General features: G+C 71.9%; 31 protein-coding genes. 15 read left to right on the top strand and 16 right to left on the bottom strand.

The genetic code is table 11. The annotated features are described in order from the left end of the window. Position 1 precedes the first annotated feature (1 nt). The 4 genes from Srubr_RS01420 to Srubr_RS01435 are packed head-to-tail and all read left to right on the top strand — an operon-like array spanning position 2 to position 1650. A complete protein-coding gene (locus Srubr_RS01420; protein ID WP_189999728.1) occupies positions 2 to 880 on the top strand; it encodes a peptidoglycan recognition protein family protein in 879 nt (292 codons plus the stop codon). 17 nt (positions 881 to 897) lie between these two features. Further along, entirely contained in the window at positions 898 to 1128 is a 231-nt protein-coding gene (locus tag Srubr_RS01425; protein ID WP_189999729.1) for a hypothetical protein, read from the top strand. Next, positions 1125 to 1385, top strand: a complete 261-nt coding sequence (locus tag Srubr_RS01430; protein ID WP_189999730.1) for a hypothetical protein — start codon at positions 1125 to 1127, stop codon at positions 1383 to 1385. The genes Srubr_RS01425 and Srubr_RS01430 overlap by 4 nt, the downstream gene beginning before the upstream one ends. A gap of 58 nt (positions 1386 to 1443) precedes the next feature. Continuing rightward, entirely contained in the window at positions 1444 to 1650 is a 207-nt protein-coding gene (locus tag Srubr_RS01435; RefSeq protein ID WP_189999731.1) for a hypothetical protein, read from the top strand. Positions 1651 to 1852: 202 nt separating this feature from the next. Here Srubr_RS01435 and Srubr_RS01445 read toward each other — a convergent pair whose 3' ends face one another. After that, positions 1853 to 2401: a flavoprotein gene (locus Srubr_RS01445; RefSeq protein ID WP_189999733.1), complete on the bottom strand. Its 549-nt coding sequence runs from the start codon at positions 2399 to 2401 to the stop codon at positions 1853 to 1855. 118 nt (positions 2402 to 2519) lie between these two features. Here Srubr_RS01445 and Srubr_RS01450 point away from each other — a divergent pair, with 118 nt between their 5' ends. Both Srubr_RS01450 and Srubr_RS01455 read left to right on the top strand, forming a co-directional pair. Next, on the top strand, positions 2520 to 3704 hold the full coding sequence (locus tag Srubr_RS01450) for a helix-turn-helix domain-containing protein (protein ID WP_189999734.1): 1185 nt from the start codon (positions 2520 to 2522) through the stop codon (positions 3702 to 3704). 92 nt (positions 3705 to 3796) lie between these two features. Then, the gene (locus tag Srubr_RS01455; RefSeq protein WP_189999735.1) at positions 3797 to 4267 is read left to right on the top strand and encodes a hypothetical protein; all 471 of its coding nucleotides are present in this window, start codon (positions 3797 to 3799) and stop codon (positions 4265 to 4267) included. Between the two features lie 266 nt (positions 4268 to 4533). On the opposite strand, the gene Srubr_RS01460 is transcribed toward Srubr_RS01455, so the two are convergent. Continuing rightward, a complete protein-coding gene (locus Srubr_RS01460; protein WP_189999736.1) occupies positions 4534 to 4761 on the bottom strand; it encodes a helix-turn-helix domain-containing protein in 228 nt (75 codons plus the stop codon). Between the two features lie 626 nt (positions 4762 to 5387). Here Srubr_RS01460 and Srubr_RS01465 point away from each other — a divergent pair. From Srubr_RS01465 to Srubr_RS01480, 4 genes are all read left to right on the top strand, one after another. After that, positions 5388 to 6065 (top strand): AIM24 family protein, encoded by a 678-nt coding sequence (locus tag Srubr_RS01465; RefSeq protein ID WP_189992824.1) that lies wholly within the window; start codon positions 5388 to 5390, stop codon positions 6063 to 6065. Positions 6066 to 6209: 144 nt separating this feature from the next. Further along, on the top strand, positions 6210 to 7169 hold the full coding sequence (locus Srubr_RS01470) for a threonine/serine dehydratase (RefSeq protein WP_189993652.1): 960 nt from the start codon (positions 6210 to 6212) through the stop codon (positions 7167 to 7169). Positions 7170 to 7314: 145 nt separating this feature from the next. After that, complete coding sequence (locus Srubr_RS01475; protein WP_189992826.1) at positions 7315 to 8286, top strand: LLM class F420-dependent oxidoreductase; 972 nt, start codon at positions 7315 to 7317, stop codon at positions 8284 to 8286. A 106-nt stretch (positions 8287 to 8392) separates the two neighbouring features. Next, positions 8393 to 8821, top strand: coding sequence for an SsgA family sporulation/cell division regulator (locus tag Srubr_RS01480; protein ID WP_189992828.1), 429 nt, complete (start codon positions 8393 to 8395; stop codon positions 8819 to 8821). A 303-nt stretch (positions 8822 to 9124) separates the two neighbouring features. On the opposite strand, the gene Srubr_RS01485 is transcribed toward Srubr_RS01480, so the two are convergent. From Srubr_RS01485 to Srubr_RS01510, 6 genes are all read right to left on the bottom strand, one after another. Further along, the gene (locus tag Srubr_RS01485; RefSeq protein WP_189992830.1) at positions 9125 to 9619 is read right to left on the bottom strand and encodes a DUF6328 family protein; all 495 of its coding nucleotides are present in this window, start codon (positions 9617 to 9619) and stop codon (positions 9125 to 9127) included. A 66-nt stretch (positions 9620 to 9685) separates the two neighbouring features. Then, positions 9686 to 10669: an aldo/keto reductase gene (locus tag Srubr_RS01490; RefSeq protein WP_189992833.1), complete on the bottom strand. Its 984-nt coding sequence runs from the start codon at positions 10667 to 10669 to the stop codon at positions 9686 to 9688. A gap of 50 nt (positions 10670 to 10719) precedes the next feature. Beyond that, a complete protein-coding gene (locus Srubr_RS01495) occupies positions 10720 to 12264 on the bottom strand; it encodes an AMP-binding protein (protein ID WP_189992835.1) in 1545 nt (514 codons plus the stop codon). An 88-nt stretch (positions 12265 to 12352) separates the two neighbouring features. Further along, positions 12353 to 13240, bottom strand: coding sequence for a LysR family transcriptional regulator (locus tag Srubr_RS01500; RefSeq protein WP_189992838.1), 888 nt, complete (start codon positions 13238 to 13240; stop codon positions 12353 to 12355). A 56-nt stretch (positions 13241 to 13296) separates the two neighbouring features. Beyond that, positions 13297 to 14118, bottom strand: coding sequence for a lipase family protein (locus Srubr_RS01505; RefSeq protein WP_189992840.1), 822 nt, complete (start codon positions 14116 to 14118; stop codon positions 13297 to 13299). 132 nt (positions 14119 to 14250) lie between these two features. Next, complete coding sequence (locus Srubr_RS01510; RefSeq protein WP_189993654.1) at positions 14251 to 15447, bottom strand: FAD-dependent monooxygenase; 1197 nt, start codon at positions 15445 to 15447, stop codon at positions 14251 to 14253. Positions 15448 to 15777: 330 nt separating this feature from the next. Here Srubr_RS01510 and melC1 point away from each other — a divergent pair, with 330 nt between their 5' ends. Beyond that, positions 15778 to 16158: an apotyrosinase chaperone MelC1 gene (gene melC1 / locus Srubr_RS01515; RefSeq protein ID WP_189992842.1), complete on the top strand. Its 381-nt coding sequence runs from the start codon at positions 15778 to 15780 to the stop codon at positions 16156 to 16158. Positions 16159 to 16192: 34 nt separating this feature from the next. Continuing rightward, entirely contained in the window at positions 16193 to 17014 is an 822-nt protein-coding gene (melC2, locus tag Srubr_RS01520; RefSeq protein ID WP_189992844.1) for a tyrosinase MelC2, read from the top strand. Here melC2 and Srubr_RS01525 read toward each other — a convergent pair. From Srubr_RS01525 to Srubr_RS01540, 4 genes are all read right to left on the bottom strand, one after another. Then, the gene (locus Srubr_RS01525; RefSeq protein ID WP_189993656.1) at positions 16996 to 17721 is read right to left on the bottom strand and encodes a ribonuclease H family protein; all 726 of its coding nucleotides are present in this window, start codon (positions 17719 to 17721) and stop codon (positions 16996 to 16998) included. The two genes, melC2 and Srubr_RS01525, sit on opposite strands and share 19 nt — an antisense overlap. Positions 17722 to 17755: 34 nt before the next feature. Further along, positions 17756 to 18550, bottom strand: a complete 795-nt coding sequence (locus tag Srubr_RS01530) for a VOC family protein (protein ID WP_189992846.1) — start codon at positions 18548 to 18550, stop codon at positions 17756 to 17758. Between the two features lie 104 nt (positions 18551 to 18654). Further along, positions 18655 to 19137 (bottom strand): VOC family protein, encoded by a 483-nt coding sequence (locus Srubr_RS01535; RefSeq protein ID WP_189992848.1) that lies wholly within the window; start codon positions 19135 to 19137, stop codon positions 18655 to 18657. A 209-nt stretch (positions 19138 to 19346) separates the two neighbouring features. Beyond that, on the bottom strand, positions 19347 to 19739 hold the full coding sequence (locus Srubr_RS01540) for a helix-turn-helix domain-containing protein (protein ID WP_189992849.1): 393 nt from the start codon (positions 19737 to 19739) through the stop codon (positions 19347 to 19349). A gap of 293 nt (positions 19740 to 20032) precedes the next feature. On the opposite strand from Srubr_RS01540, the gene Srubr_RS01545 reads away from it, so the two are divergent. Then, positions 20033 to 20923: an RNA polymerase sigma factor SigF gene (locus tag Srubr_RS01545; protein WP_189993658.1), complete on the top strand. Its 891-nt coding sequence runs from the start codon at positions 20033 to 20035 to the stop codon at positions 20921 to 20923. A gap of 120 nt (positions 20924 to 21043) precedes the next feature. Here Srubr_RS01545 and Srubr_RS01550 read toward each other — a convergent pair whose 3' ends face one another. The 3 genes from Srubr_RS01550 to mgrA form a co-directional block, all read right to left on the bottom strand. After that, positions 21044 to 21496 (bottom strand): ATP-binding protein, encoded by a 453-nt coding sequence (locus Srubr_RS01550; protein WP_189992851.1) that lies wholly within the window; start codon positions 21494 to 21496, stop codon positions 21044 to 21046. 157 nt (positions 21497 to 21653) lie between these two features. Then, a complete protein-coding gene (locus Srubr_RS01555; protein ID WP_189992852.1) occupies positions 21654 to 22064 on the bottom strand; it encodes a hypothetical protein in 411 nt (136 codons plus the stop codon). A gap of 338 nt (positions 22065 to 22402) precedes the next feature. After that, complete coding sequence (mgrA, locus tag Srubr_RS01560) at positions 22403 to 23395, bottom strand: L-glyceraldehyde 3-phosphate reductase (RefSeq protein WP_189992855.1); 993 nt, start codon at positions 23393 to 23395, stop codon at positions 22403 to 22405. 112 nt (positions 23396 to 23507) lie between these two features. On the opposite strand from mgrA, the gene Srubr_RS01565 reads away from it, so the two are divergent. Both Srubr_RS01565 and Srubr_RS01570 read left to right on the top strand, forming a co-directional pair. Beyond that, a complete protein-coding gene (locus tag Srubr_RS01565; RefSeq protein ID WP_189992857.1) occupies positions 23508 to 24389 on the top strand; it encodes a LysR family transcriptional regulator in 882 nt (293 codons plus the stop codon). A gap of 58 nt (positions 24390 to 24447) precedes the next feature. Then, entirely contained in the window at positions 24448 to 24963 is a 516-nt protein-coding gene (locus tag Srubr_RS01570; protein WP_189992859.1) for a mycothiol transferase, read from the top strand. On the opposite strand, the gene Srubr_RS01575 is transcribed toward Srubr_RS01570, so the two are convergent. After that, positions 24945 to 26015 (bottom strand): adenosine deaminase, encoded by a 1071-nt coding sequence (locus Srubr_RS01575; RefSeq protein ID WP_189992861.1) that lies wholly within the window; start codon positions 26013 to 26015, stop codon positions 24945 to 24947. The two genes, Srubr_RS01570 and Srubr_RS01575, sit on opposite strands and share 19 nt — an antisense overlap. Positions 26016 to 26036 lie beyond the last annotated feature (21 nt).

Raw genomic sequence — 26036 nt, forward strand, 5'->3', positions numbered from 1 at the left:
TATGGCCACCCCGATGACGGCAACTCAGGTCGTCGCGCAGCTGAAAAAGTGGGGCCTGAAGTACGTCGAGATTCCCGGCTGGGCCACCCACAACCGCAACTCCAAGGGGGCGTGGGGCCCGGTCCACGGCTTCGTGTGGCACCACACCGGCGCAGACGTGAAGGACGCCCGCTCGTACGCCGGCAGCACCCTGTACAACGGCCTGTCGACGCTGCCGGGCCCGCTCTGCCACTTCTCCATCGGCACCGACGGCACCGTCTACCTGGTCGGCTGGGGCCGCACGAACCACGCGGGCGGTGGCGACCCGGCGGTGCTCGCGCACGTGCAGGCGGAGGACTACAGCGGGCAGCTGAAGCCGACCCGCGGCAACTCCAACGGGGTCGACGGCAACGCGCACTTCTACGGCGTCGAGATCCAGTACTCCGGGTCGCACGAGATGAGCCCGGCGCAGTACACGGCCGCCCGCCGACTGTCCGCGGCAATCCTGTCCTTCCACGGCTGGTCGGAGCGCTCGGTGATCGGGCACGGGGAGTGGTCGTCGGACAAGTGGGACCCCGGCTACGCGGCCGGGAAGATCATGCAGATGCCCACCGTGCGCGCGGACGTGAAGGCCACGCTTGCCGCCGGCCCCGGCAAGACGACGCCGCCCGCGCCGTCGAAGCCGGCGCCGTCGCCTGCCGCGTTGACGGTGCAGGCGATCGCTGACGCGGTGTGGGCGGAGCCGCTGGTGTCCCCGACGGCCCCGCCAGGGACCAACGCGACCCGCGCGGCGGGGACGTACTTGCGCTGGCAGGACCAGCATCACGCCGAGGTGATGCGCAAGCTGGACGACCTCACGAAGGCCATCGAGGGCCTGGCCTCGGCCATTACCAAGAGCTGACAGACGAGGAGTGGATCATGCGAGATGAGACGAAGACGACCGTGCGGACGGTCCTCCAGACCCTGGTGGGTGTGGCGGTGGCGCTGCCGGGGATCGTGGCGGCGTCGGGGGTGCCGGAGTCGCTGCCGTGGGTGGCGGGTGCGTTGGCGGTGGCGGGCGGTTTCGCGCGGGTGATGGCGCTGCCGAGCGTGCAGGGGCTGCTGCCGGGCTGGCTGCGGACGGGTGAGGGTGCGGGGGCGAGAGAGTGAGCGTGCCGGACTCGGGCGTGTATATCGCGCCTGCCCAGATGTATCAGGAGTTGCGGTCGTTGAGCGATGGCCTAACCCGGGTCGAGACGAAGTTGGATGGGATCGGCCAGGGCCTCACGGAGCTGGGTAAGGACGTCGCGGACCATGAGACCCGGATCAGGGCGCTGGAGAAGGCCCGGTGGCCGTTGCCGTCGCTGGCGGCCGTGGTCTCGGTGGGGGCGCTGGGGCTGACGCTGTGGCAGGCGGCAGGGCGCTGACCGTTCGGTGAGGCCCCGTCCGCAGCGCGCGGGCGGAGCCTTCTGCCATGCTGGAGGTATGAGCTACCGTCCGTTCCCGAACCGTGAGCGCGCCACGAAGTACGCCTACTTCCACGGCGTGCACTACATCCGGATCCGGGTCCCGGCTACGGCCAAGTTCCCAGACGACGGTACCGTGGAGCAGGCCGTGGCCACGCTCCCGAGTGGCACCATGCAGTTCAGCGCGCAGTTCCCGGTCGGCGAGTACCGCATCTCGACTCGCTGATCCGGTCGCGCTACGCCGCCGCTGTCACGTCCCCGCGCTGCACCCGGGCCAGCTCGGCGCACAGCCGCCAGTACTCCGCCCGCTGCCCATCCGTGAGCGACACTTGCGGATGCGACCACAGGGCCCGGATCGCCCGGTTGATCTCGGCAGCAGACCGTGCTGGACCAGAGCAGGTCACAAGATCGGGGGACATGACCCCAGCCTACGCGCCCGCTCCGACAAGCCGCTCGGCTTCATCCAGCACCAGAGGCCACGGATACTCGCGAGGCTTCCCCCGACCCGGCTGGTTCGGCACGAACCCACCCGGCCCGAATAGCACCCGCACGCCCATCTCCCTCAGTTCACCGACACTCCGCTCGAACTGCCGATGCCGGGCGTAGGCCGCGTTCACGCAAGGCATCGCCACCATCGGAATACCCTTCCCGATGCCTTCCGCGACCACCCCGACCACGAAGTCCCGGGTGATCCCCAGCGCCCACGCGTTGATCGTGTTGAACGTGGCCGGCGCGAAGGCGATCACGTCCGCCTTCGGCCACACGTCGGGCTCGCCGGGCACCTTGTACTCGGATCGCACCGGACGCCCGGTCAGCTCGGCGAGTGCCGGGAGCCGGTCGCCGAGCCATCGGTTCGCCGTCGGCGTCAGCCCGAGGCACACGTCGAAGCCGCGCTCCTGCGCGTCCCGGATCACGTCAGCTACGTCGAAGACCGGCGGGGCCGCCGCCCCGAACAGGTACAGCACACGAGAGGTCATAACCCCTATCCGACCATATGCAACCGCCCCCGCTCCGGGCGGAGCCGGGGGCGGCACACCCGCACCCACGTTTCGGTATGGGTACCGTTCCAAGTGGCTGCTCAGAACGGAGACCAGTATGCCCAAACTGGACGACGACCACACCGGCGCGCGGATTCGCGAACAACGGAAACTCGCCGGGCTCACACAGCGCGCGCTTGCCGCTCGCATCCCCTACTCCTACAGCCTGCTCAACCAGGTGGAGTGCGGCGCCCGCCCCGCAACCAGCGACTTCATCGCGGCCGTGGCACGCGCCCTGAACATCGACGTCACCACTCTCACGGGACAGCCCTACGTGACCGAACTCCAACGCGACCGCCTCGCCGAGCTGGTACGCCCCATCCGAGAAGCGCTCGACCTATACGACCTAGGACCCAACCCCGACCTCCGCGCCCGGCCAGCCGCCGAGCTGGTTGCGGAGGCAGACCGGCTATGCGCCGAGGTCCGCGCCACGCATCTCCGGAACGCGGCCCGCGCGCTGCCCGGGGCCATCGCCGAACTCACCCACACGGCATCGCTGACGCCGGCAACCGAGCTGTGGCAGGCCCTCGCCTCCATGTACCGGACGGCGCACGACATCACGGTCAAGCTCGGCTACTACGACCTGTCCGCTGTGGCCCTGGACAGGATGGCCTGGGCTGCCGAGCGCGCCTCCGACCCGTGCCTGGGCGCGGTCCGGCAGTACATGCGCGCCCTCGTCTACTTCCGGGAGGGCGAGTACACCATCGGGCAACGCCTCATTGCCTCCGGGCACGGCATCATCAGACAAGCCGAGGAGACCCGCGAGGCTCTCGCTGTCTGCGGACAGCTCCATCTCGGGGCGTCCGTCATCGCCGCCCGAGCGGCCGACGCAACGGCCGTCGACCAACACATCAGCGAGGCCCAGACGCTCGCGAAGCGGACGCGCGACGCCTCCGATGTTCACTGGCTGTCCTTCGGCCCGGCGAACGTGCGGCTGCACCGCATGTCCGCCGCAGTGGAAATGGGCCAGTACGACAACGCGCTCAAGCAGGCCCGCACTATGCGACTGCCAGCCTCACTGGCGACGTCTCGGCGCGCGCACTTCCTTATCGATCGGGCCCGCACGGAGATGGAGACCGGGCACACGGAGGCCGCGCTGGAGCACTTGGTGGAGGCACGTCGGGCGGCCCCGGAGCAGACCCGCTACCACCCCGGCGCCCGCGAGACGATTCGAGGACTCGTGCATGTGGCCCGTCGTACCCCGGACACGTTGAATCACATGGCTGCCTGGGTCGGCCTCTGACGCTCACAGCGCTCACAGATTTGTGAGCGCTGTGACCTTGTTCGGCTTCTACGGTCAGTTGCGTGAACGGAACGCACTCGTGGAGGCCCTACGTGCAAGGGACAGACCGGTTCATCATCGAGTGGTTGGCCCGCGCAGCTGACGATCCCGGCCAAGCCCACCAGGAGTGGGACAGACAGGGTGTGGCCCTGCTGCGCAGCGGGCGTTCCTTCAGCGTCGTACGGATCCCAGCCAACTTGGTGCACGCGGCCCTGGGCGCAGAGTTCACCGCAGCCGAGTTGGCATCCCAGCTCGATGGCGCCGTCATCCACGACGGACCCGAGAGCCCGTACTGGGTCCTCATCCGCAATCACGCCGGGCTCGTCTGGGACGAAGGCGACGACGTCCCGTCTTTGGGCACGAACCACTATCTCGGCGTTCCGAGCGTCGCGCGGCGGACGCCGCCTGGCCTGCACTGGGCAGTGGCGCCACGGTTCGACGGCGACGTCTGCCGCCCGTCAACGCTACGGACCTTCATCGCGCGTGCGCGACAACAACTGGCTGTTACGTCGGCGGAGGCGTGATGATCTGCGCGCGCTGTGACGAACCGATCCTCCAGGACGAGGGTTACGACACGGTCATCCACCACGGCGCGACCGGGGTCGCACCGACGCTGTACGTCCACAAGCGGCCCTGCGAGGCTCCGCCACGGCGCAGGTCGCTCCCGCACCGTCTCCGCAGGTAGCGGCCACAGTTTCCGGCGCCAGAGGTGGGCGTCGGCGGCTACCCGCGAAGGGCCTGCCCGGGTGGCCACGGGCCCGCCGTCGGCTTCCCCTGGCTGGCGGCGGGCCTACCTCACCAGGTCGGCGAGCGGGACCCCGAGCGCGTCGGCGATGAGCAGCAGGTCAGTGAGGTCGGGGGCCCTGTGGGCGTTCTCCCACCGGCTGATGCTCTTGTGGTCGCGGCCGATGCGTTCCCCGAGTTGAACTTGGGAGAGGCGAGCTGCGCGGCGGGCATCGCGGATGCGATTCCCGATCTCGGCGCGGCGGCGGGGTACCCAGTCGGGGAGGTCGTGCACCCGCCTGATGCTCTGGTGATCTTGCGTCGATGTCTTTACCCGCCTGGGTAAATCTCATCCGGCGCGGGGGGTCGACAGATATATGCACGTCAGGTACCAATTAGATCAGCACGGTCTGTAGCAAACCCGCACACACTGTGCTGAGATGGCATATGCCGGAACGCACATGCGTTCGATCCGGCCGAACCTTGACGCCTACATCTGCCACCCCCCAGCAGACCCGGCGCGGCACCGCCGTGCCGGATGGGCCGCCTGCCTGCCGCGAGCACCCCCTCGCGCGACAGGCAGGCTGGCCCCTTTGCACCCGTCGACCGCAGCCCGCATTCGCTCGTCCAAGCGAGTGACACGCGCGTGATGCACGCGTTACACAGACGGGGCCAGGGTGGGGGTGATGTCTGCCTCCGCGGGTGGCCAACCCCCGCCCTGGTCCTACAAGGATGGCCCTCGACGCATCGCGCGCCGAGGGCCATCCGCCCCTCTCCCCATGGGGAACCGATGGGGAACAGATCTTGTGAGCCAAGGTCAACTCAAACCAACTACGGTCAACCTAAGTCAACCCCTCGCGGCGGGTTTCCCCAGCTAGCCCCCCACCTGGGGAAACGCCACTCGCGTATGTCATGCCCTGCATGAAGGGTGATCTTTTTTCCAGTCAGCACGTGGTGCGGCCGGCCGTGGCGCCGGGAATGTCCGTCGAGAACGCCAAGTGCATCAAGTACGCGGTGAACGGCGAGATGTACGCCCGGCAGGGCGCGATGGTCGCCTACCGCGGCGACTTGGCGTTCGAGCGCAAGGGGCAGGGCGTCGGTGGCATGCTCAAGCGTGCGGTGACCGGTGAGGGACTGCCCCTGATGGCGGTCCGCGGACAGGGCGAGGCATGGTTCGCGCACGAGGCGCAGAACTGCTTCGTCGTCGATGTCGAGCCCGGTGACCAGTTCACCGTCAACGGCCGCAACGTACTGTGTTTCGACGCGTCGCTGTCGTACGAGATCAAGACGGTGAAGGGGTCGGGCATCACCGGCGGCGGCCTGTTCAACAGCGTGTTCACCGGGCAGGGCCGACTCGGCCTGGTCTGCGACGGCAACCCGCTGGTCATCCCCGTGTCCGAACAGGCCCCGGTGTACGTCGACACGGACGCGGTGGTGGGCTGGACCACGCAGCTGCGGACCTCGCTGCACCGCTCGCAGTCCATCGGCTCGATGCTGCGCGGCGGTTCCGGGGAGGCCGTGCAACTGATGTTCCAGGGCGAGGGTTTCGTGGTGGTGCGCCCGAGCGAGCTGACGCCCCAGAAGAGCCAGCAGCACTGAGTCCCGCGCCGCCGGAACGCGGACCCGGCCATGATCCGGAACGGCGTTGACCGGCACCCTCCCGGCGGGTCAAGGTGCGAGCGGCACGGCTCCCGACCCGTGCCGGAAGGATGAAGCGTCTTGATCTCCCACTCGGACAGCGCCCTGATCGGCCTCGCGGACATCGAAGCCGCCGCCCGGCACATCGCCGGTCACGTCGTACGCACGCCGACGGTGCCGAGCCCCGGGCTCACCGGCCTGCTCGGCGTCCCCGTCACCGCCAAGCTCGAACTGCTCCAGCGCACCGGCTCGTTCAAGGCGCGCGGCGCCACGGCGAAGCTGCTGTCGCTGACCGCGGCCGAGCGGGCGGCGGGCGTGGTCGCGGTGAGCGGCGGCAACCATGGGATCGCGCTCGCGGTGATGGCGGCGGCCCTCGATGTGAAGGCCACCGTCGTCATGCCGCGCACCGCGCCCGCCCGCTCCCTCGCGCTCGCCGAGGAGGCCGGGGCGTCGGTGCGCCTGACCGACGGCATGGACAGCGCCTTCGAACTGGTGACACGGTTGCGGGACGAGGGGCTGACCCTGGTCCACCCGTTCGACGACCCGGCCGTGATCGCCGGACAGGGCACCGTGGGTCTGGAGCTGGCCGAGGACGCCGGGGAGCTGACCGACGTCGTCGTCAGCGTGGGCGGCGGCGGTCTGATCGCCGGGATCGCGGCGGCCCTGCGCGCGCGGCGGCCGGGGGTACGGGTGTGGGGCGTGGAGACCGAGGGCGCGGAGGCGATGTCCGGCGCGCTCCGGGCGGGCGGCCCGGTGCGGGTGCCGTTGTCCTCCGTGGTCACCACGTTGAGCGCGCCCTCGGTGTCACGGCTGACGTACGACCATGTGTCCGCCCTCGTCGAGGAGGTCCTGGTGGTGCCCGACCGGGAGGCGGTGCGCGGCTGTCTGGACCTCGCCGACCACGCCAAGGTGTGGGCCGAGCCGGCGGCGGGCTGCCTGCTGCCCGCGGCCCGGCAGGTGGCGGAGCGGGTCGGCGCCGGTGCCCGGATCGGGCTCGTGGTGTGCGGCGGCAACACGACACCCTCGGAAATCATGGGGTGGGCGGACCGGTTCGGGCTCCTGTGAGCGGCTACTGAACGCAGCGCCCCGCGTACTCCTGGGACCTGGGACGACGCGGGGAACCGGGTGGCGCTGGCGACGTCCGGGGTACCGCGGGAGTGATCCGCGCCGCGGGCCGTTTTCCGGACGCCGAGCCGGGGACTCGCTGGATATGGTGCAAATCGGATACACGATGATGACCGAGCAGGCAGGTCCCCGGGACCTGGTGGAGCACGTGGTGGGCGCCGAGGAGGTGGGGTTCGACTTCTCGGTGATCTCGGACCACTACTTCCCGTGGCTGCGCGCGCAGGGGCACGCCTCCTACGCGTGGAGCGTGCTGGGCGCCGCCGCCCAGGCCACCTCGCGGATCCCCCTGATGACCTACGTCACCTGTCCCATCCTGCGCTACCACCCGGCGATCGTGGCGCAGAAGGCGGCGACCGTGCAGTTGCTGTCGGAGGGCAGGTTCCGGCTCGGTCTCGGCGCCGGCGAGAACCTGAACGAGCATGTCGTGGGCGGCGGCTGGCCCCCGGTGGACGTCCGCCACGAGATGCTGGAGGAGTCGGTGCGGATCATCCGCGCGCTGTTCGAGGGCGGCCATGTCACCCACCACGGACAGCACTACGACGTGGAGTCGGCCCGGCTGTGGGATCTTCCGGAGCAGGCGCCGCCGATCGGCATCGCCGTCTCCGGCGACCAGTCCTGCGAACTGGCCGGACAGCTGGCCGATCTGGTGATCGCGACCGAGCCGAAGGCGGGCCTGCTGGAGGCCTTCGACCGGCACGGCGGCGGCGGCAAGCCACGGGTGGGGCAGCTGCCGGTGAGCTACGACCCCGACCGGGACACGGCGGTGAAGCGCGCCCACTCCCAGTTCCGCTGGTTCGGCCTGGGCTGGAAGGTGAACGCCGAACTGCCGCACCCCGACTCGTTCGAGGCGGCGACGCAGTTCGTCACCGAGGACGACGTGGCCTCCTCCATCCCGTGCGGTGACGACCCGGAGGCCTTCGTGGAGGCCGTACGGCCGTACGCGGAGGCCGGGTTCGGGGAGATCGCGCTGGTGCAGATCGGCGGTGACGCGCAGCGGGAGTTCCTGGACTGGTCGGCGAAGACCCTGCTGCCGGCGCTGCGGGAGGAGTTCGGCTGACGGTCCGTCCAGCGGTGCGGCGCAGGAATCAGCCACTCGGGTGAGCATCCTGGGCGATGCGGGGGTACTAGAGGTCTCTACGCCGATCGTCTGCCGGAGGCCCCGCGTGAACCCGTTCGTGCACAAGACCCTGGTGGTGCAGCTCCTGGCGCCCGGCACCGGGCGGTGTCCGGTGCTGGCCCATCTCGGCTACGCCGCCGACGACCCGTTCGCCGTCACCGCCGCCTTCGCCCACGACGGCCGGGTGCTGGCCTGCTGGCGGCTGGACCGGGAGATGCTCTCCGCGGGCCTGGCCGGACCGGTCGGCGTGGGCGACGTACGGCTGCGGCCGCAGGGCAGCGGGCCGTGCCACGAGCTGCGGCTGGAGTTCCTCGGAGACAGCCGGCCGGACGGCAGCCGGCACCGGGCGGTGGTGCTGGCGTGGGCGCCCGCGGTGGCGGCCTTCCTGCGCGAGACACACCAGGTCGTGCCACCGGGCCGGGAGCGCGTCGACGTCGACGAGCTGCTGGCGGAGATCCTCTCCGGGGCCGAGTAGCCGTCCTTCATGCCCGGGGAAGGCGTCCGCGCCGTGGTGCCACGCCGGCGAAGACGGTGGGCGGGTGCACGGCGTGGCGTCCGGAGCGGGGCGGAATGCACCGCGGTCACGGCGGGACTGCTTGGCTGAGGCGTCGTGGGGCCCCATGGTGGCGCCGGGCCGGGTGGGGCGCCGGTCAGAGCGCGGAACATGTCCTACTGGGTGTCCCAGGAATCGCCGTGGGGCGAGCAAGCCCCTGACCCTGGCCGGCCGCCTCCACGACCGCCGACTGCTGACCTTGCGGGCGTCTGCGGCCGCCCGCGGTCAGTCCCCCGACCCACCCCTGTTCCTCCGGCGGGCCCACAGGGGCAGGGCGTACCAGCACAGGACGTACCAGGCTACGACGGCTGTCACCAGGTAGGGCACGTAGCCGTCGTGGGTGGCCACGCGGAGGATCAGGAGGAGGGACGAGGTCATCGTGGCGAGCAGGAGGGCGAGGCCGACCAGGGTCATCCGGGAGGCCAGCCGTACCGCCCTCGGTTTGACACGGTGGCCGGAGACCAGGCGGTGCAGGGACACCGGTCCGACGAGGGCGCCGGTGGCGCAGGCGCCCATGACGACGGTCACGATGTAGATCGCCTGGTCGGTGTCGGCCAGACGGCCGTACTTCGGCTGGAAGACCACGGTCAGCAGGAAGCCGAACAGGATCTGTACACCCGTCTGTGCGACGCGGACCTCCTGGATGAGTTCGGCCCACATCCGGTCGGCCCGCTCCTCCTCGGTCTCGTCGCGCCCTGTGCGCCGCCCATCACGCGTCATGCGGTGCCGTGTAACCGTCCGTCCGTTCGTCAAACGGCGGCGGGCGGCGCGGGGCCGTGCGGACCGCTACCAGCGGTGTTCGACCTGGTCCTTGATCCGGCGGTCGTACAGCTCGCGGATCGCGGTGAACGTCTGCGGCGGCAGGGGCGGCAGCTTGGCGGCGGCGGCGTTGGTGCGGGCCTGCTCCGGGTCGCGGGCGCCGGGGATCACGGTGGTGACGCCCTCCTGCTCGATGATCCAGCGCAGCGCGAGCTGGGCCGGGGTGTACCCCTCGGGGGCCAGCGCGGCGAACTCGGCGGCGGCCTCCACACCGGTGGCGTAGTCGACCCCGGAGAAGGTCTCGCCCTGGTCGAACGCCTCACCGTGCCGGTTGTAGGTGCGGTGGTCGTCGGCCGCGAACACCGTGTCCTTGGTGTACTTCCCGGACAGCAGCCCGGAGGCGAGCGGTACCCGCGCGATGATGCCGACGCCGGCCTCGCGCGCGGCGGGCACCACCTCGTACAGCGGCTTCATGCGGAACGGGTTGAGGATGATCTGCACGCTGGCCACGCCCGGCCGGGCGATCGCGGTGAGCGCCTGCTCACAGGTCTCCACGCTCACCCCGTAGGCGGCGATCCGCTCCTCCGCCACCAGGGTGTCCAGGGCGTCGAACACCTCGTCGGAGGAGTAGACGGGGGTGGGCGGGCAGTGCAGCTGCACCAGGTCGATGCGGTCGACACCGAGGTTGCGGCGCGAACGGTCGTTCCAGGCGCGGAAGTTGTCCAGGACGTAGTTCTGCGGGAGCTGCTCCACCCGGCGGCCCATCTTGGTGGCCACGAGGACGTGCAGGTCGGGCCGGCCGCGCAGGAAGGAGGCGATGGTCTGTTCGCTGCGCCCGTCGCCGTACACGTCGGCGGTGTCGAAGAAGGTCACCCCGGCCTCGGCCGCCGCCTCGAGGACGGACAGGGCCACCTTGTCGTCCACGTCGCCCCAGTCGGCGCCCAGCTGCCATGTGCCGAGCCCGACCACCGATGCCCACTGACCCGACCTGCCGATCACGCGTTCGTCCATGGCCTCAGTCTGTCATCCGGTACGGCACCCCGTGCACCTGGCGGGCCGGTTCAGCCGGTCAGCAGGGTGCGCAGCCGCCGCTTGTCCGGTTTGCCCGCCGCCGTCAGCGGGATGTCCGGCACCAGGTGCAGGGTGCCGGGGGCGTAGAGGCGTCCCTTGCGGGCGGTGACGAAGTCCCGGATCTCCTCCAGCGTGGGCCGCTGTCCGGCGGCGGGCACCACGGCGGCGTGGACGTGTTCCACCGCGTCGCCGTCCCGGCTGCCGAACACCGCGCAGCGGCCGACGGCGGGGTGGCTCAGCAGCAGTTCCTCCAGCTCCGCCGGGTAGACGTGGCCGCCGACGACCACGATCATCTCCTTGATCCGGTCCACCAGATAGAGGTAGCCGTCCTCGTCGAGGTAGCCGACGTCGCCGGTGTGCACCCAGCCGTCCCGCAGCACCTCGGCGGTCAGCTCCGGCTGCTTCCAGTAGCCGCCCATCACATACGGCGAGCGCACCAGCACCTCGCCCCGCTCCCCGGGCGGCAGGACGGTGCCGTCGGCGTCCCGGACGGTGATCTCCACGCCCGGCAGGGCCCGGCCGACCGTCAGCTGGCCGCCACGGCCGGTCACCTCGTGCTCCTCGGGGCCGGTCTGGGTGATGAGCTGTGTCTCGGCCTGTCCGTACATGCCGTGCAGCACCGGCCCGAGGACCCGGGCGGCCTGCCGCATCCGGGCCGGTGAGGCGGGCGTGCCGCCGTAGCTGATCCGGCGTAGTGCGGACAGGTCGGTGCGGGGCAGGGCGGGGTGGTCCAGCAGCCGGTAGAGCAGGGGCGGCAGCAGCCAGGTGTGGGTGACGCGTTCGCGCTGCATCGTCGCCAGCACGTCCCCGGGTTCGAAGCCCTGCCGCAGCACCACCGAGCCGCCCTGGTAGAGCGCCAGGTCGGCGAAGATCCCGGCGAGATGGGCGAGGGCGGTGCAGGCCAGGAAGCGGGGCGGGTCGCCGGCGACCGCGAACCCCTGGTCCATGCTCAGCCGGTAGGCGCCGTGGGTCATGCGGATGCCCTTGGGAACGCCGGTGGTTCCGCCGGTGTGCCGGACGCACCAGTCGTCGTCGGGGCCCACCCGTCCGCTCATCGGCCGGGCCGGGTGCCGCGCCGCCGCGGCGAGCAGGTCCTCCGCGTCGCCGTCCGGCCCCAGCGAGCACACCTCGGGGGTGCCGGGGAGCCGGGACAGCTGCCGGGCCGCCTCCCGCTGCCGGTCGTCCACCAGCAGCAGGGAGCAGTCCACGCTCGCCATCACCCGCGCCATGACCGGCGGGCTCATGCCCTCGTAGAGGACGACCACGCGGGCGCCGGTCAGGTTGGCGGCGTAGCGGGCCACCAGGGCCTCCACGGTGTTGCCGGTGAGCAGGGTGACCGTGGTGCCGCGGCCGACCCCGCGCCCGGCCAGTTCCCAGGCCAGCCGGTGCACCTGGTCGCGGAACTCGCCGGCGCCGACCACCCGTCCCTCGGCGGTGGTGACCGCCGCCCGTGACGGCTGGGCGGACAGCACGTCGAGGACGGCCTCCGCGTAGCTGCGGAACCCGGCCCGTACATCAGCATGTCGCTCGCTCATCGCTGTTCTCCCTCGTCCGGAGCGGTGGTCACGGTCTGACGCTAAGGGGAAGGCGTTCATGCCTTCCACGACCGGTTCGGCCATGTGTTCATGACGCGAGGGGCATGAGCCGTTCCCGGGCCAGCCGACGGAAGTCCCGGGCGGCGGGCGAGAGATAGGCGTTCCGCCGCCACACCAGGGTCAGCGTGCGGTGGCAGTCCGGGGCGTCCAGCCGCAGCCAGGCCACCGGCCCGTCCTCGCCGATGGCCCGCCGGGCGACGGCCGGCAGCAGGCAGAGGCCGAGTCCGGCGCCGACCAGCTCGGGAGTGGCGGCCGCCTCGTCGCCCTCGCAGACCACCCGCGGGGTGAGGCCCTCGCGGGCGAACAGCCGCTCCAACAGGGCGCGTTGCCAGTGTCCGGCGCGGGTGCTGACGAAGTCCTCGCCGGCCAGTTCGGCCACCGCGACGCTCCCCCGGCCGGCCAGCGGATGCCCGGCCGGTACGGCCAACAGGACCTCTTCGCGGGCCAGTCGCAGCGTGGACAGGCCGGGTCCGGCGAGCGGCTGGGAGGCGATGGCGAAGTCCACCTCGCCCGCGCGCAGATGGCGGTGCATGGCGTCCGCCGGGGCCTGGAACAGGCGCACCCGCACCCCGGGCCGCAGCGCGCGGAACGCGGACAGCACACCGGACAGCTGGAGCAGGGTCTCGGCGGCCACGGCGACCCGGCCGGGACCGGGCCCGGCGGCGTCGGCCAGCTCCCGCCGGGCGTCGTCGAGTTCGGCCAGCGCCCGGTCGACCCGGGCCAGGAAGGCGGCGCCGTGGTCGTTGAGCCGTATGCGGCGGCCCTGACGGTCGAACAGCGGCACGCCGAGTTCGGTCTCGAGCCGGAGGATGGTCCGGCTCACCGACGGCTGGGCGACCCGTAGTTCCTCGGCGGCCCGGCTGATGTGCTGGTGCCGGGCGACGGCCTGGAAATAGCGCAGGGACAGCAGATCCATGCCGGTCAGTGTCGCCGGACCCGCGCGCTCGCCACGCCGGGCACCTGCCGGGCGGCTCAGGCCAGGTTGTGTTCCAGGGCGGCGAGGTAGTGGCGCATGAGGTGGTCGCGGACGCCGTCGGCGGCGGGGGCGGAGGGGTCCGCGGTCAGGCCCCTGGCCCGGTCGCCCAGCGCCGGCAGCAGCGGCATGGACTCGTGCAGCCTGCCCTTGGAGTCGAAGTAGCGCAACGCCCTGACGTGGGTGTAGACCGGCTCCGGCGGGAGCTGCGGGACGATGTCGTTGTTGTTGACGAAACGGTACATCCGGCCGCCGAAGCCCTTGTGAAAGGCCTCCGCCAGCAGCCGGTCGCAGGTACGGGGCTGGCCGTAGGTGTAGACCCCGTCGGCGGCCAGGTACGGCTCCTCCAGGTACAGCCGCGCGCCGGCCAGCATCGCGAGGGCGCCGCCGAGGCTGTGCCCGGTGAAGTAGACCGCCTGGCCGTCGGTGCGCAGTTCGGCGAGCGCGTCGTGGACGGCCGGGTAGACGGAGTCCAGGGCCTGGGCGAAGCCGTGGTGAACGTAGCCGGTGCCGCCGGGGCCGGGCAGCGGCGGGGTGGTGGCGTCGGAGAGCCAGTCCTTGATCTGCGTCGGTTCGGTGCCGCGGAAGGCGGTGACGATCATCCGGTCGCTCGCCAGCGTGTACGCCTGGGTGTCCTGGAGCGGGAAGGGCGGGGTGAAGCGGGTGTGGTGGTGGCGGACCTCCTCGAAGCCCCACCGGGCGGCCTGTTCCTCGATGGCGGCCTCGTCCTGGTAGGCCAGCTCGGCGGCGCGGGCCAGCCAGTAGGCGCGCTGGAGGCTGTAGCCGGACGGGGTGTGGTCGAACTGGGCGGGTACGGCCATGGGGGGCTCCTTGTCTGTGTGGACAGGCATGCGCGGGAGGCGGTCAATGGGGCGCTCGGGTCAGCGAGGGCGCCCGGTTCAGCGGGAGCGCCCGGTTCAGCGAGCGCGCCCGGTTCAGCGAGCGCGCCCGGTTCAGCGGGAGCGCTCGGTGCGTGCGTGCAGGGCACGGGCGGCGCGGGGGCCGAGCCAGCGCTTGAACCTGCGCAGCGGCTCCAGCCGTCCGGCCGCCTTGTCCAGGCCGTAGTACAGCTGCGGCGGGACGTACGGCAGCAGGGGCGAGTGGCGCTGGCCGAGCAGGGCGAACATCCGGTGCGGGGGCAGGTGGATGTAGCGGGGCAGGTTCTCGTACCAGCGGGCGCTGTAGCGTGCGGCGCTCTGCGCGGACAGCAGGGCGGTCCGGCGCCGGCGCTCGTAGACGGCGAGTGCCTCGGGCAGGGGGTGCGCGCGCAGGGCGTCGGCCAGGCACATGGCGTCCTCCAGGGCGAGGGTGGTGCCGGCGCCGATGGAGTAGTGGGTGGTGTGGGCGGCGTCGCCGAGCAGGACCACGTCGCCGTCGTACCAGGTGCGGTTGGTGACGGTGCGGAAGGTTCCCCAGGAGGCGCCGGGGCGGGCGACGAGGGGGTGGCCGTCGAGGACGCGGGCGAAGAGCTTCTCCAGCGGGGCGAGGTCCTCGCCGGGCGGGGTCCGGTCCAGTCCGAGTCCGGTGAGGGTCTCCGGGGAGCACTCGACGACACAGGTGCTGTGGTCGCCGCTGTAGCCGTAGCCGTAGGCCCAGATCCAGCCGTGCGCGGTCTCGGTGAAGGCGAAGGTGAAAGCATCGAAGACCTTGGTGGTGCCGAGCCAGAGGTAGGGGTTGCGGCCCGGGGTGACGCGGGTGCCGAAGTGCTCGGCGCGGCGGGTGCGCAGGGCGCTGTGGACGCCGTCGGCGGCGACGACGAGGTCGGCTCCGGTGGGCGGCCGGGTGAGCGCGCTGCCGTACTCCAGGCGCACGCCGAGGGCGCGGGCCCGGGCGGCGAGCAGGCCGAGCAGCCGGTGCCGGCCGATGCCGAAGCCTTCGTCGCCGTGGTGCCGGGTGGTCCGGTCGCCGATGTGGGCGACGCCGTCCGTCCACCGGACGGAGTGTGCCTCGATGGCGCGGGCGGTCTCGGGGTCGTGGGCCCGGAGCCGGTCCAGCAGGCCGCGCCAGTACGTCACGCCCCAGCCGTAGGTGGAGCCTTCGGGGTCGCGTTCGTGGACGGTGATGTCGTGGGCCGGGTCCTGCCGCTTGAGCAGGAGGGCGAGGCAGAGGCCGGCGGGCCCGCCTCCGACGCAGACGACCTTCACGCGCACACCCCTGTCAGTCACCGTTCGCATCCGAACGGCACCGGAGGGTAGCAGGGCCGCGTCACGTGATCGCGTCAGTCTGGAGGGGTGAGCCGCGCCACTCGGCCGGACCGCCCCCGGAAAGGATCAAGGAAAACCGGGGCACTCCAGCAAGGAATTTCCCGTTCCGGTGCCGATCGGGCCACCACCCCAACAAGATCATCTTTGTTGAACTCTGTATGACATGTGGTTAATTGTCCGGATCACAGCCAACCGGTTCTGGCGGATTTCTTCCGCTCCGGGTGCTGTCGATAGGCATGCGTCGTCACGAAATCTTCACTCTTCCGGAGGACCCGCATGCCCGAGATCACCCGGCGCCGCGCGCTCACCGCGGCAGCCGCCGTCGCCGCGACCGCCTCGGCGGCCGTCACCCTCGCCGCCCCCGCCGCGTCGGCCGCGGGCCACCACGAGACCGCCGTGCCCGAGTCCTTCGACGAGGTCTACAAGGGCCGCCGGATACAGGGCCGTCCGGCGGACGGCGGCGCGCACCACCACGAACACGGCGCCGGCTACGAGGTGTTCATCGACGGCGTACAGCTGCACGTGATGCGCAACGCCGACGGCACCTGGATCAGCGTCATCAGTCACTACGACCCGGTGCCCACCCCGCGCGCCGCCGCCCGTGCCGCGGTGGACGAGCTGCAGGGCGCCCCGCTGCTGCCGTTCCCCGCCAACTGACCACCCCAGCAAGGACTTCGGAGCACCAAGCACCATGACCGTACGCAAGAACCAGGCCACCCTGACCGCCGACGAGAAGCGCAGGTTCGTCGCCGCCGTCCTCGAACTCAAGCGCAGCGGGCGCTACGACGAGTTCGTCCGCACGCACAACGAGTTCATCATGTCGGACACCGACAGCGGGGAGCGGACCGGCCACCGCTCCCCCTCGTTCCTGCCCTGGCACCGCAGATTCCTGCTCGACTTCGAGCAGGCGCTGCAGTCCGTGGACTCCTCCGTCACGCTGCCGTACTGGGACTGGTCCGCCGACCGGACCGTGCGGGCCTCGCTGTGGGCGCCGGACTTCCTCGGCGGCACCGGGCGCAGCACCGACGGCCGGGTGATGGACGGGCCGTTCGCCGCGTCCACGGGCAACTGGCCGATCAACGTGCGCGTCGACGGCCGGACGTTCCTGCGCCGCTCGCTCGGCACGAGCGTGGCCGAACTGCCCACGCGCGCCGAGGTGGAGTCGGTGCTGGCGATATCGGAGTACGACCTGCCGCCGTACAACAGCGCCTCGGAGGGCTTCCGCAACCACCTGGAGGGCTGGCGCGGGGTCAATCTGCACAACCGGGTCCACGTGTGGGTCGGCGGCCAGATGGCCACCGGGGTCTCCCCCAACGACCCGGTGTTCTGGCTGCACCACGCCTACGTCGACAAGCTGTGGGCCGAGTGGCAGCGGCGGCACCCGGACTCCGCGTACGTGCCGACGGGCGGCACGCCGGACGTGGTGGACCTCAACGAGACCATGAAGCCCTGGAACACCGTGCGCCCGGCGGATCTGCTGGACCACACCGCGTACTACACGTTCGACGCCTGATCAGTCTCGGCGGTACGGCACTCCGGGTGGCCCCAGCCCTGCGCGTTCTTGGCGATCTTCTCGCCGGCCGCGTAGGACCGCCCGCACAGGCAGCGGCCGGGGAACTTGGCCTTGATCGTCCGGGAGGACGACGAGGCCGCGCCGGCGCCGGTGCGGCGGGGTGCCTTCCGGCGCGGCGCCCCGGCCGCCGCCGGGGTGTCCGGCGACGGCGGGGGCTCCGGGGAGCCCAGTTCGCTGCCGGCGGACTCCTGGACGGAGGCCGCCTGGCTGGCCGCGCGGTCGGCGAAGTCGTTCAGCGGGTCGCCGTCGACCTGGTGGGCGGGTACGTAGCGGAACTCGACGGACCGGCCGCCGAGGAGTTCGTCGATGCGGACCACCAGGTCCTGGTTGGCGACGGGCTTGCCGGCGGCGGTCTTCCAGCCGTTGCGCTTCCAGCCGGGCAGCCAGGTGGTGACGGCCTTCATCGCGTACTGGGAGTCCATCCGGATCTCCAGCGGCACGTCCGGGTCGACGGCCGTGAGCAGCCGCTCCAGCGCCGTCAGCTCCGCGACGTTGTTGGTGGCCCGGCCGAGCGGGCCCGCCGCCCAGCGGGCGGGGGTCCGCTCGTCGCCGTCCGAGACCACCCACGCCCATCCGGCCGGTCCCGGGTTTCCCTTCGAAGCCCCGTCGCACGCGGCCACCACACGTTCACGCATGCGCTCGATGATGCCATGGCCGCCGGCGGGGCCGTGCCGGGGCCGGTCAGACGTCCCTGATCGCGGGCATCCGTCCCTCCGTGGTGGTGATGTCGATCACCGAGAAGTCGGCGCCCTGCGGGTCGCTGAGCGCCGCGAACCGCCCGAAGGGGCTGCTCATCGGCCCGAAGCGGAGGATACCGCCGAGCTCGACCGCCCGCGCGACGGCCGCGTCGCAGTCGTCCACGGCGAAGTAGACGTTGATGTACGAGGGCACCTCGGGCGGGAAGTCCTCGGTCATCCGCATCCGGCCGAGGACGGTGTCCTCGCCGATGCCGAACATCCGGAAGTCCACCGCGTCGTCCTCGATCTCCTTCATCCGGTAGGGGAAGACGGAGGCGAGGAAGGCGTCCGCCTGCTCCGGCTCCCTGGTGAAGACCTCGGCCCAGCAGTAGGCGCCGGGCGTGGCCGTCGCCTCGAAGCCCTCGTGGGTGCCGGCCTGCCACACGCCGAACACGGCGCCGCTGGGTTCACGGGCCAGGCACATCGTGCCGAAGTCGCCGACCCGCATCGGCTCCAGCAGCACCTCGCCGCCGCACTCCCCGATCCTGCGGGCGGTGGCCGCGGCGTCCGGCGAGGCCAAGTACAGACACCACTGCGACTGGCCCTCCTGGCCGGGCATGGGCGGAACGACGGCCGCGACGGCCTTGCCGTCGGCGTAGGCCTGGGTGTAGTTGCCGTACTCCGACGAGGACTCGCCGAAGGTCCAGCCGAGGACGTCGCCGTAGAACCGCTTGGCTCCCTCGACGTCACTGAACATCGCATCGGCCCAGCAGGGCGTTCCTTCGGGTTGTACGGCCATGCCGGCGGCCCTCCTGAGATGGTGTGTCCTCCCGTTTGTTCACGCTAGCCACCGCGGGTCGGGCCCGCGCGCCGAGCCGGGGCCCCTGTCGGCGCCGGGGGCCGCTACTCGCCCGCGTACGCCCGCTCCAGCCCGGCCGCGTCGGGCTTGCCCATGCCCATCATGGCGCGCAGGACGCGTCCGGCCCGCTCCGGGTCCGGGTCGGCGATCATGCCGGGCAGCGGGGCGTAGACGACCTGCCAGGACAGGCCGTACCGGTCCTTGAGCCAGCCGCAGGGGCCGCCCTCGCCGCCGTTCCCGGTCAGTTCCGTCCAGTAGTGGTCGATCTCCCGCTGGCCGGCGCAGTGGATCTGGAGGGAGACGGCCTCGTTGAACGTGAACTCGGGGCCGGCGTCGAGCGCGACGAACCTCTGGCCGCCCGCCGTGAACTCCACGGACAGCACGGCACCGGCCGGGCCGGGCCCGGACTCGGGCCACCGCACGACGCGCTCGACGGCGGAGTTCTCGAAGACGGACACGTAGAAGTTCGCGGCCTCCTCCGCCTTGCCGTCGAACCAGAGACAGGTGGTGAACGTGTCGGTGGTCATGGGCGCCTCCCGGGGCGTGGAACGGGTCGGGGAACACGGTCGTGGGGGCAGACCGTGCCACGCCGCGGAACTCATCGGCCCGGCCACCGGTTCATTCGAACTGGTGAAAGATTCCGAGGCGCCGGGGTCCGGCCCGGCGGCGGGACCCCGGCGCGCCCGGTACCGGGCTCAGCCGGCCAGGCAGAGCCCCCGGTACGCCCGGCCCGGGCTCAGGCGGCGAGGCAGAGACCGCGGTACGAGCCGTGCCGCGGGGCCGCCGCCCGGTGGTGGCCGGCCGTACGGCGGGACAGCTCGCCGTGGGCCCGCGCCAGCAGGTCGCCGAGGCTCAGGCCGAGGGCGTGCGCCGCGGCCGCGAGGACCTCGGACGACGCCTCCTTGCGGCCCCGCTCGATCTCCGACAGGTACGGCAGCGAGATCCGGGCCGCGTCGGCCACGTCCTTCAGGGTGCGCTCCTGCTCCCGCCGCTCGCGGCGCAGCACCTCGCCGACCAGATCACGCCACAGGGGCTCCCTGGGGGCGGGCTCGCTCTCCGGCGCCGCCGGGCGGGCCGGTGCCGGTCGCAGGGGGATCACTCGGGCTTCGTCGCTCACCGGGTTGCTCATCCCGTCAGCCTAGGAGCGGTGCCGTCCGGGGCAAGGGCCGGGCGTTGCGCCCTGAGGGAAATCCCGGTCCGCACCACGCCCGACCGGCCGTTTCGCGCCAGTGCGGCGCGGCGGGGGCATGCGATGCGTCACCATGGGTACCCGCGCCGTGAGCGGCTCCGCGAGGAGGCATGATCCGCCGCGCAGCGGGTACTCGCCGGAGACGCTGCCTGGACACTGGAGCCGGCCCCACCGGGTGCCGGCCCGGAGGCCGGACAGGGAGAGGTCGAACCGTGACTTTCGTGGGAGAGGTAATGGACACCGCCGCCGGGATCCGGTCGGAAGCCGAGGTCGTCGAGCAGACCGAGCAGGACAGGACGGGCGAGGGGTCCCTGCCTGGCATCACGGACCCGGCGTCCGTCGCCCCGCGCGACGCGCGCGAGCTGTCCCGTCAGTTCTTCCGCCGCCTGGCCGAGCTGGAAGAGGGAACGCACGAGTACCAATATGCGCGCAACACACTCATCGAGATGAACATGTCGCTCGTGCGGTTCGCGGCCGGACGGTTCCGGGGCCGCGGCGACGACATGGACGACATCGTCCAGACCGGCATGATCGGCCTGATCAAGGCCATCGACCGGTTCGAGCTGTCGCGCGAGGTCGAGTTCACGTCGTTCGCGCTGCCGTACATCGTCGGCGAGATCAAGCGGTTCTTCCGGGACACCACCTGGGCCGTCCACGTGCCGCGCCGGCTCCAGGAACTGCGGGTGGAGCTCGCCAAGGCGCGCGAGGAGCTGTCCAGCCGGCTGGACCGGGACCCGACGGTGACGGAACTCGCCACGCTGATGAACATCCCCGAGAAGGAGGTGGTCGAGGCCCAGTTGGCCTCGAACGGCTACAACTCCGCCTCCCTGGACGCCGCGCTCACCGGTGACGGCCCCGAGGACGGCGAGGCGGTGCTCGCCGACTTCATCGGCGTGGAGGAGGAGGGGCTGCGGCTCGTCGAGGACTTCCACGCGCTGGCCCCGCTGATGGCGGAACTCAGCGAACGCGACCGGCAGATCATCCATCTGCGGTTCGTGGAGGAGGCCACCCAGGCCGAGATCGGCGAGCGGCTGGGCTGCTCCCAGATGCACGTCTCCCGGCTGATCAAGCGGATCATCACCCGGCTGCGCCAGGGGATGCTCGGCGAACTGGGCTGCGCCTGACATCCGGGGCCGGACCGGTACCCGGCGGGCTCGGTCCGGCCCCTGACGGCCCCGCCGCCGACGGCGGGGCCCAGCGGTCCAAGCGGGGCTCAGCGGCTCGGCAAAAACTCAGCGGGGAGCTCAGCGGCTCAGGGGAAAGACGGCCCGTACCCGCTTGCCCACGGGAACGCGTTCCACGGTGACCTCGGCGGCCAGCGCGTGCACGATCTCCAGCCCGTGCCGCCCGACGCGCTCGGGGTTCTTCGGGAAACGGCGGGGCAGGGCCGTGCTGCTGTCGTACACGGACACCACGACCGCGCTGTCCGTGCCCTCCAGTTCCAGGATGTAGGGTCCCTTGCTGTGCTGGTCGGCGTTGGTGACCAGTTCGCTCACCACCAGCAGCAGCTCGCCGTCGGCGCGGTCGTCGACGCCGGCGCACCACTCGGTCCGCAACTGCTGGAGGAACCGGTCGGTGAAGGCGCGTGCCTCGGCGATGCAGCCGGGCGCGCCGGTGTAGTGCGCCGCGCGCCGCAGCGGCTCCACGGGTACGTCGAAGCCAGTCGGTATCACTGCCCCGCCCAGGTGCTCGATCATGCTGTTCTCTCTCGGAAAGGCCCGGTGCGGCCGGTCGCCGTCGCTCCAGTCCTGGTACCCCGAGCCCGGCCCGGCAGTCCCCCGACGCGTTCGCCGACCGCGCACAGGAGCAGCGGTCACTACGGGGCTCGCGACGGGGTGCCCGGCGGCGCGCCGGTCAGGCTACGGGGACGATCAGCGCCGGTATGGTCCGCTGCATCCGCACCGCGTCGACGGACTCCGCGAGCAGCTCGTACTCGGTGGTGTCGTCGCCGGTCGCAAGCCGCACCAGCCTGCCCGCGGCCAGCTCGTCGGCGACCAGTTCCTGCCGGTCCGGGTCGCCGCACCAGGCACGCAGCACGGTCGGCACGTCGGGCGCGGTGTCCGCGACGGGGACCAGCGCGCCGGGCGGGAAGTGCGCGGCCTCCGGGCGGGGGTCGAGCCGGTCGGCGATCCAGTTCGCCCGGTCGCGCAGCCACCACAGGGCGAGCGCGAGCGTGGGGGCCCGGTAGGTGCCGAGCGGTACTCCGATGCGCTGTCCGCCGCAGGTGCCGTACGCGGTGACATGGCACAGGAACTCGTCGTGCATGCGCACTCCCCCGTCGCGTCGTTCGCCTGCGGGCCGGCCTCGCTTTCGCTGCGGCTCGTGTGCGGTGCGTGATCGGGGCCTCGCTGGAAGTGAAGCCCGCACAGTCGAGTATGTTCACTGCTGAACCAGTGTCACCATGGCTTTCCGGCCAGTCTGCCGGCATATTCCGCGCCCGCTGTGACTGGAATCGCGCGGTACGGCGACGGCCCTGTTCCGGGTGTGCCGCCCGCCCGGCGCCCGAGGGCCTCGCACGCGCCGAGCCCGGCCGCCGGGGCGGGCGGCCGGGCTCGTGCGATTCCGGTGGGGCCGGGCTCGTGCGGTTCCGGTGGGTCAGGGCGTCACGGCTTGACGATGGCGTCGATCCGCGCCAGCTCCTCGGGGTCGAACTCCAGATTCCGGACGGCCGCCACGCTGTCCTCGATCTGGCGGGCGCTGCTCGCGCCGACCAGTGCGGACGTCACCCGGCCGCCGCGCAGCACCCACGCGAGCGCCAGCTGGGCCAGCGTCTGGCCGCGGGACTTGGCCAGCTCGTCCAGCGCGCGCAGCCGGGCGACCAGGTCCTCGGTCACCGCGTCCGAGTTCAGGAACGGGCTGTCGCTCGCGGCCCGGGAGTCCTCGGGGATGCCGTCGAGGTAGCGGCCGGTGAGCAGGCCCTGCTCCAGCGGGGAGTAGACGATGGAGCCGACCTGGAGTTCGTCCAGGGCGTCGAGCAGGCCCTCGTCCTCGGGGCGCCGGTCGAGCATCGAGTAGCGCGGCTGGTGGATGAGGAGCGGGGTGCCGAGGTCGGCGAGGATGCGGGCGGCCTCGCGGGTCTGCTCGGCGGAGTAGTTGGAGACGCCGACGTAGAGGGCCTTGCCCTGCTGCACCGCCGAGTGCAGGGCGCCCATCGTCTCCTCCAGCGGAGTGTCCGGGTCGGGGCGGTGCGAGTAGAAGATGTCGACGTAGTCCAGGCCCATCCGCTTCAGGCTCTGGTCGAGCGAGCCGAGCAGGTACTTGCGCGAGCCCCACTCGCCGTACGGGCCGGGCCACATCAGATAGCCGGCCTTGGTGGAGATCACCAGCTCGTCCCGGTAGCGGGCGAAGTCCTCCTTCAGCGCCGCGCCGAAGGCGGACTCGGCGGCGCCGGGCGGCGGGCCGTAGTTGTTCGCCAGGTCGAAGTGCGTGACGCCGAGGTCGAAGGCGCGGCGCAGGATGGCCCGCTGGGTCTCCACCGGCCGGTCGGGGCCGAAGTTGTGCCACAGGCCGAGGGACAGGGCGGGGAGCTTCAGGCCGCTGCGTCCGGTGCGCCGGTAGGGCATGTCGGCGTAGCGGTCGGGGTGTGCGGTGTACAACGCGACTCCATGAGGGGTGGGCACGGGATCTACCGGTTCCACTGTTCCCCGGGCGGTGGGCAGCGGTCCAACAGAAGAATCCGATGAGATTCAGCGGCTAGGCTGATCAATCATGGAACTGCGCCATCTCCAGCACTTCGTGGCGGTCGCCGAGGACCGGCATTTCACCCGGGCCGCCGAACGCCTGATGGTGTCCCAGTCGGGCCTGTCGGCGTCCATCCGGGCGCTGGAGCGGGAGTTGCGGGCGCCGCTGTTCGTGCGGACCACGCGCCGGGTAACGCTGACGGAGGCGGGGCGGGCGCTGCTGGTGGAGGCCGAGCGGATCCTCGCCCAGGTGCGGGCGGCGCACGACGCGGTGGCAGCGGTGCAGGGGGTGCTGCGCGGCACGCTCGCCCTGGGCACCGAGCAGTGCATCGCCGGGGTGCGGGTGGCCGAGCTGCTGGCGGCCTTCCGGGGCCGGCACCCGGATGTGGAGATCCGGCTGCGGCAGGCCGGCTCGGGCGAGCTGGCGGAGGAGGTCGCGGCCGGGCGGCTGGACCTGGCCTTCGCCTACCGCACCCGGGCCGACAGCGACCAGCTGCGCTCGGTGTCGCTGGCCGACGAGCCGATGACGGTGCTGTGCCACCCCGGCCACCGGCTCGCCGCGGCGCCGGCCGTGCTCGGCCCGCACGACCTCACCGGTGAGGTGTTCGTGGACTTCCACCCCGACTGGGGTCCGCGCCGCACCACCGACGCCGCGTTCGCCGCGGCCGGGGTCCGGCGCACCGTCGCGCTGGAGGTCAACGACGTGCACAGTCTGCTGGACCTGGTGGACGAGAACCTGGGGATCGCGGTCGTGCCCCGGCACTTCCGGCACAAGCGCCCCTCGCTCACGGCCCTGCCGCTGAAGGGCACCGGCGAGGCGCGGTACGAGACGGTGGCCCTGCTGCCGCCGGAGCGGGCCACGAGCCCGGCCGCCCGAGCACTGGTCGCCCTGCTCGGCACGGGCACCTGACGCACCGGCCGACGGATTCCGGGCGCGGGAGTGGCGGCGGTTTGCGATGGTGGTCGGTATGCATGCCAAGGACATCCTCATCGACGGCTACGGCCGCATCCGGGAAGAGGTCCACGCCGTCCTCGACGGCCTCGGCCCCGAGGAGCTGCACCACCGCCCGGCCCCCGGCGCCAACAGCGTCGCCTGGCTGGTCTGGCACCTCACCCGGGTGCAGGACGATCACATCGCCGACGCCTTCGACCTCGACCAGGTGTGGCTCGCGCAGGACTGGCAGAAGCGGTTCGGGCTCGACCTGCCCCGGCACGACACGGGCTACGGGCACACCCCGGCCAAGGTCGCGAGGGTGCGGGTGGAATCGGCCGGCCTCCTCACCGGGTACTACGACGCCGTCCACGAGCAGACCCTCGGGGTCCTGCGCGCCCTGGCCGCCAAGGATCTGGAACGGATCGTGGACGAGCGCTGGGATCCCCCGGTCAGCCTGGGCGTGCGCCTGGTGAGCGTCCTGTCCGACGATCTCCAGCACGTCGGACAGGCCGCCTACCTCAGGGGGCTGGTTCAGAGCGCGGCGGCGTAACCCGGCAGGACCACGTCCTCGATCAGGGCCGTGCGCTGGTCGAACGGGACGAACGCGCTCTTGAGGGCGTTCACGGTGACCGTGCGCAGGTCCTCCACCGTCCATCCGGCCTGCTCCACCAGCAGGGACATCTCGCGGGTCATCGTCGTCCCCGACACCAGACGGTTGTCGGTGTTCAGGGTGACCCGGAAGCCCAGGTCCTTCAGGGCGGTGATGGGGTGCTCGGCGATCGAGGCGGCGCAGCCGGTCTGGAGGTTGGAGGTGGGGCACATCTCCAGGGCGATCCGGCGGTCGCGCACCCAGGAGGCGAGACGGCCGAGCTTGCCGTCCACGATGTCCTCGGTCAGGCGCACCCCGTGGCCGATGCGCTGGGCGCCGCACACCTGGAGCGCCTGGTGGATGCTGGGCAGGCCGTACGCCTCGCCGGCGTGGATGGTGAAGGGCATGCTCTCGGCGCGCAGGTAGGCGAAGGCGTCGAGGTGGTCGGCGGGCGGGAAGCCGTCTTCGGCGCCGGCGATGTCGAAGCCGACGACACCGGCGTCCCGGTAGGCGACGGCCAGTCCGGCGGCCTCGCGGACCCGGTCGAACATGCGCATGCCGCACAGCAGGGTGCCGACCCGGACGGGGGTGCCGGCCGCGGCGGCCTTCGCCATGCCGGCGGCCAGGCCCTCCTGGACGGCCTCGACGACCTCGGTCAGGGTGAGTCCGCCCTTGAGCATCAGCTCGGGGGCGTAGCGCACCTCCGCGTAGACGACTCCGTCGGCGGCGAGGTCGAGGACGTACTCCTCGGCGGTGCGCAGCAGGCCCTCGCGGGTCTGCATGACGGCGAGGGTGTGCTCGAAGGTGGCGATGTAGCGGACCAGGTCGCCGGAGTTGGCGGCCTCGACGTACCAGGCGGCCAGCTCGTCGGGGTCGGTGGTGGGCAGGGTGTGGCCGACCGCGGCGGCGAGTTCGACGACGGTGGCGGGGCGCAGGCCGCCGTCGAGGTGGTCGTGCAGGACGGCCTTGGGGAGCCGGCGGAGGGTCTCGGTGTCGATGCGGGACGCGGTCATGGGCGTGTCGTTTCCTCGGCT

The organism is Streptomyces rubradiris (genome assembly GCF_016860525.1).
GTDB classification, from domain to species: domain Bacteria; phylum Actinomycetota; class Actinomycetes; order Streptomycetales; family Streptomycetaceae; genus Streptomyces; species Streptomyces rubradiris.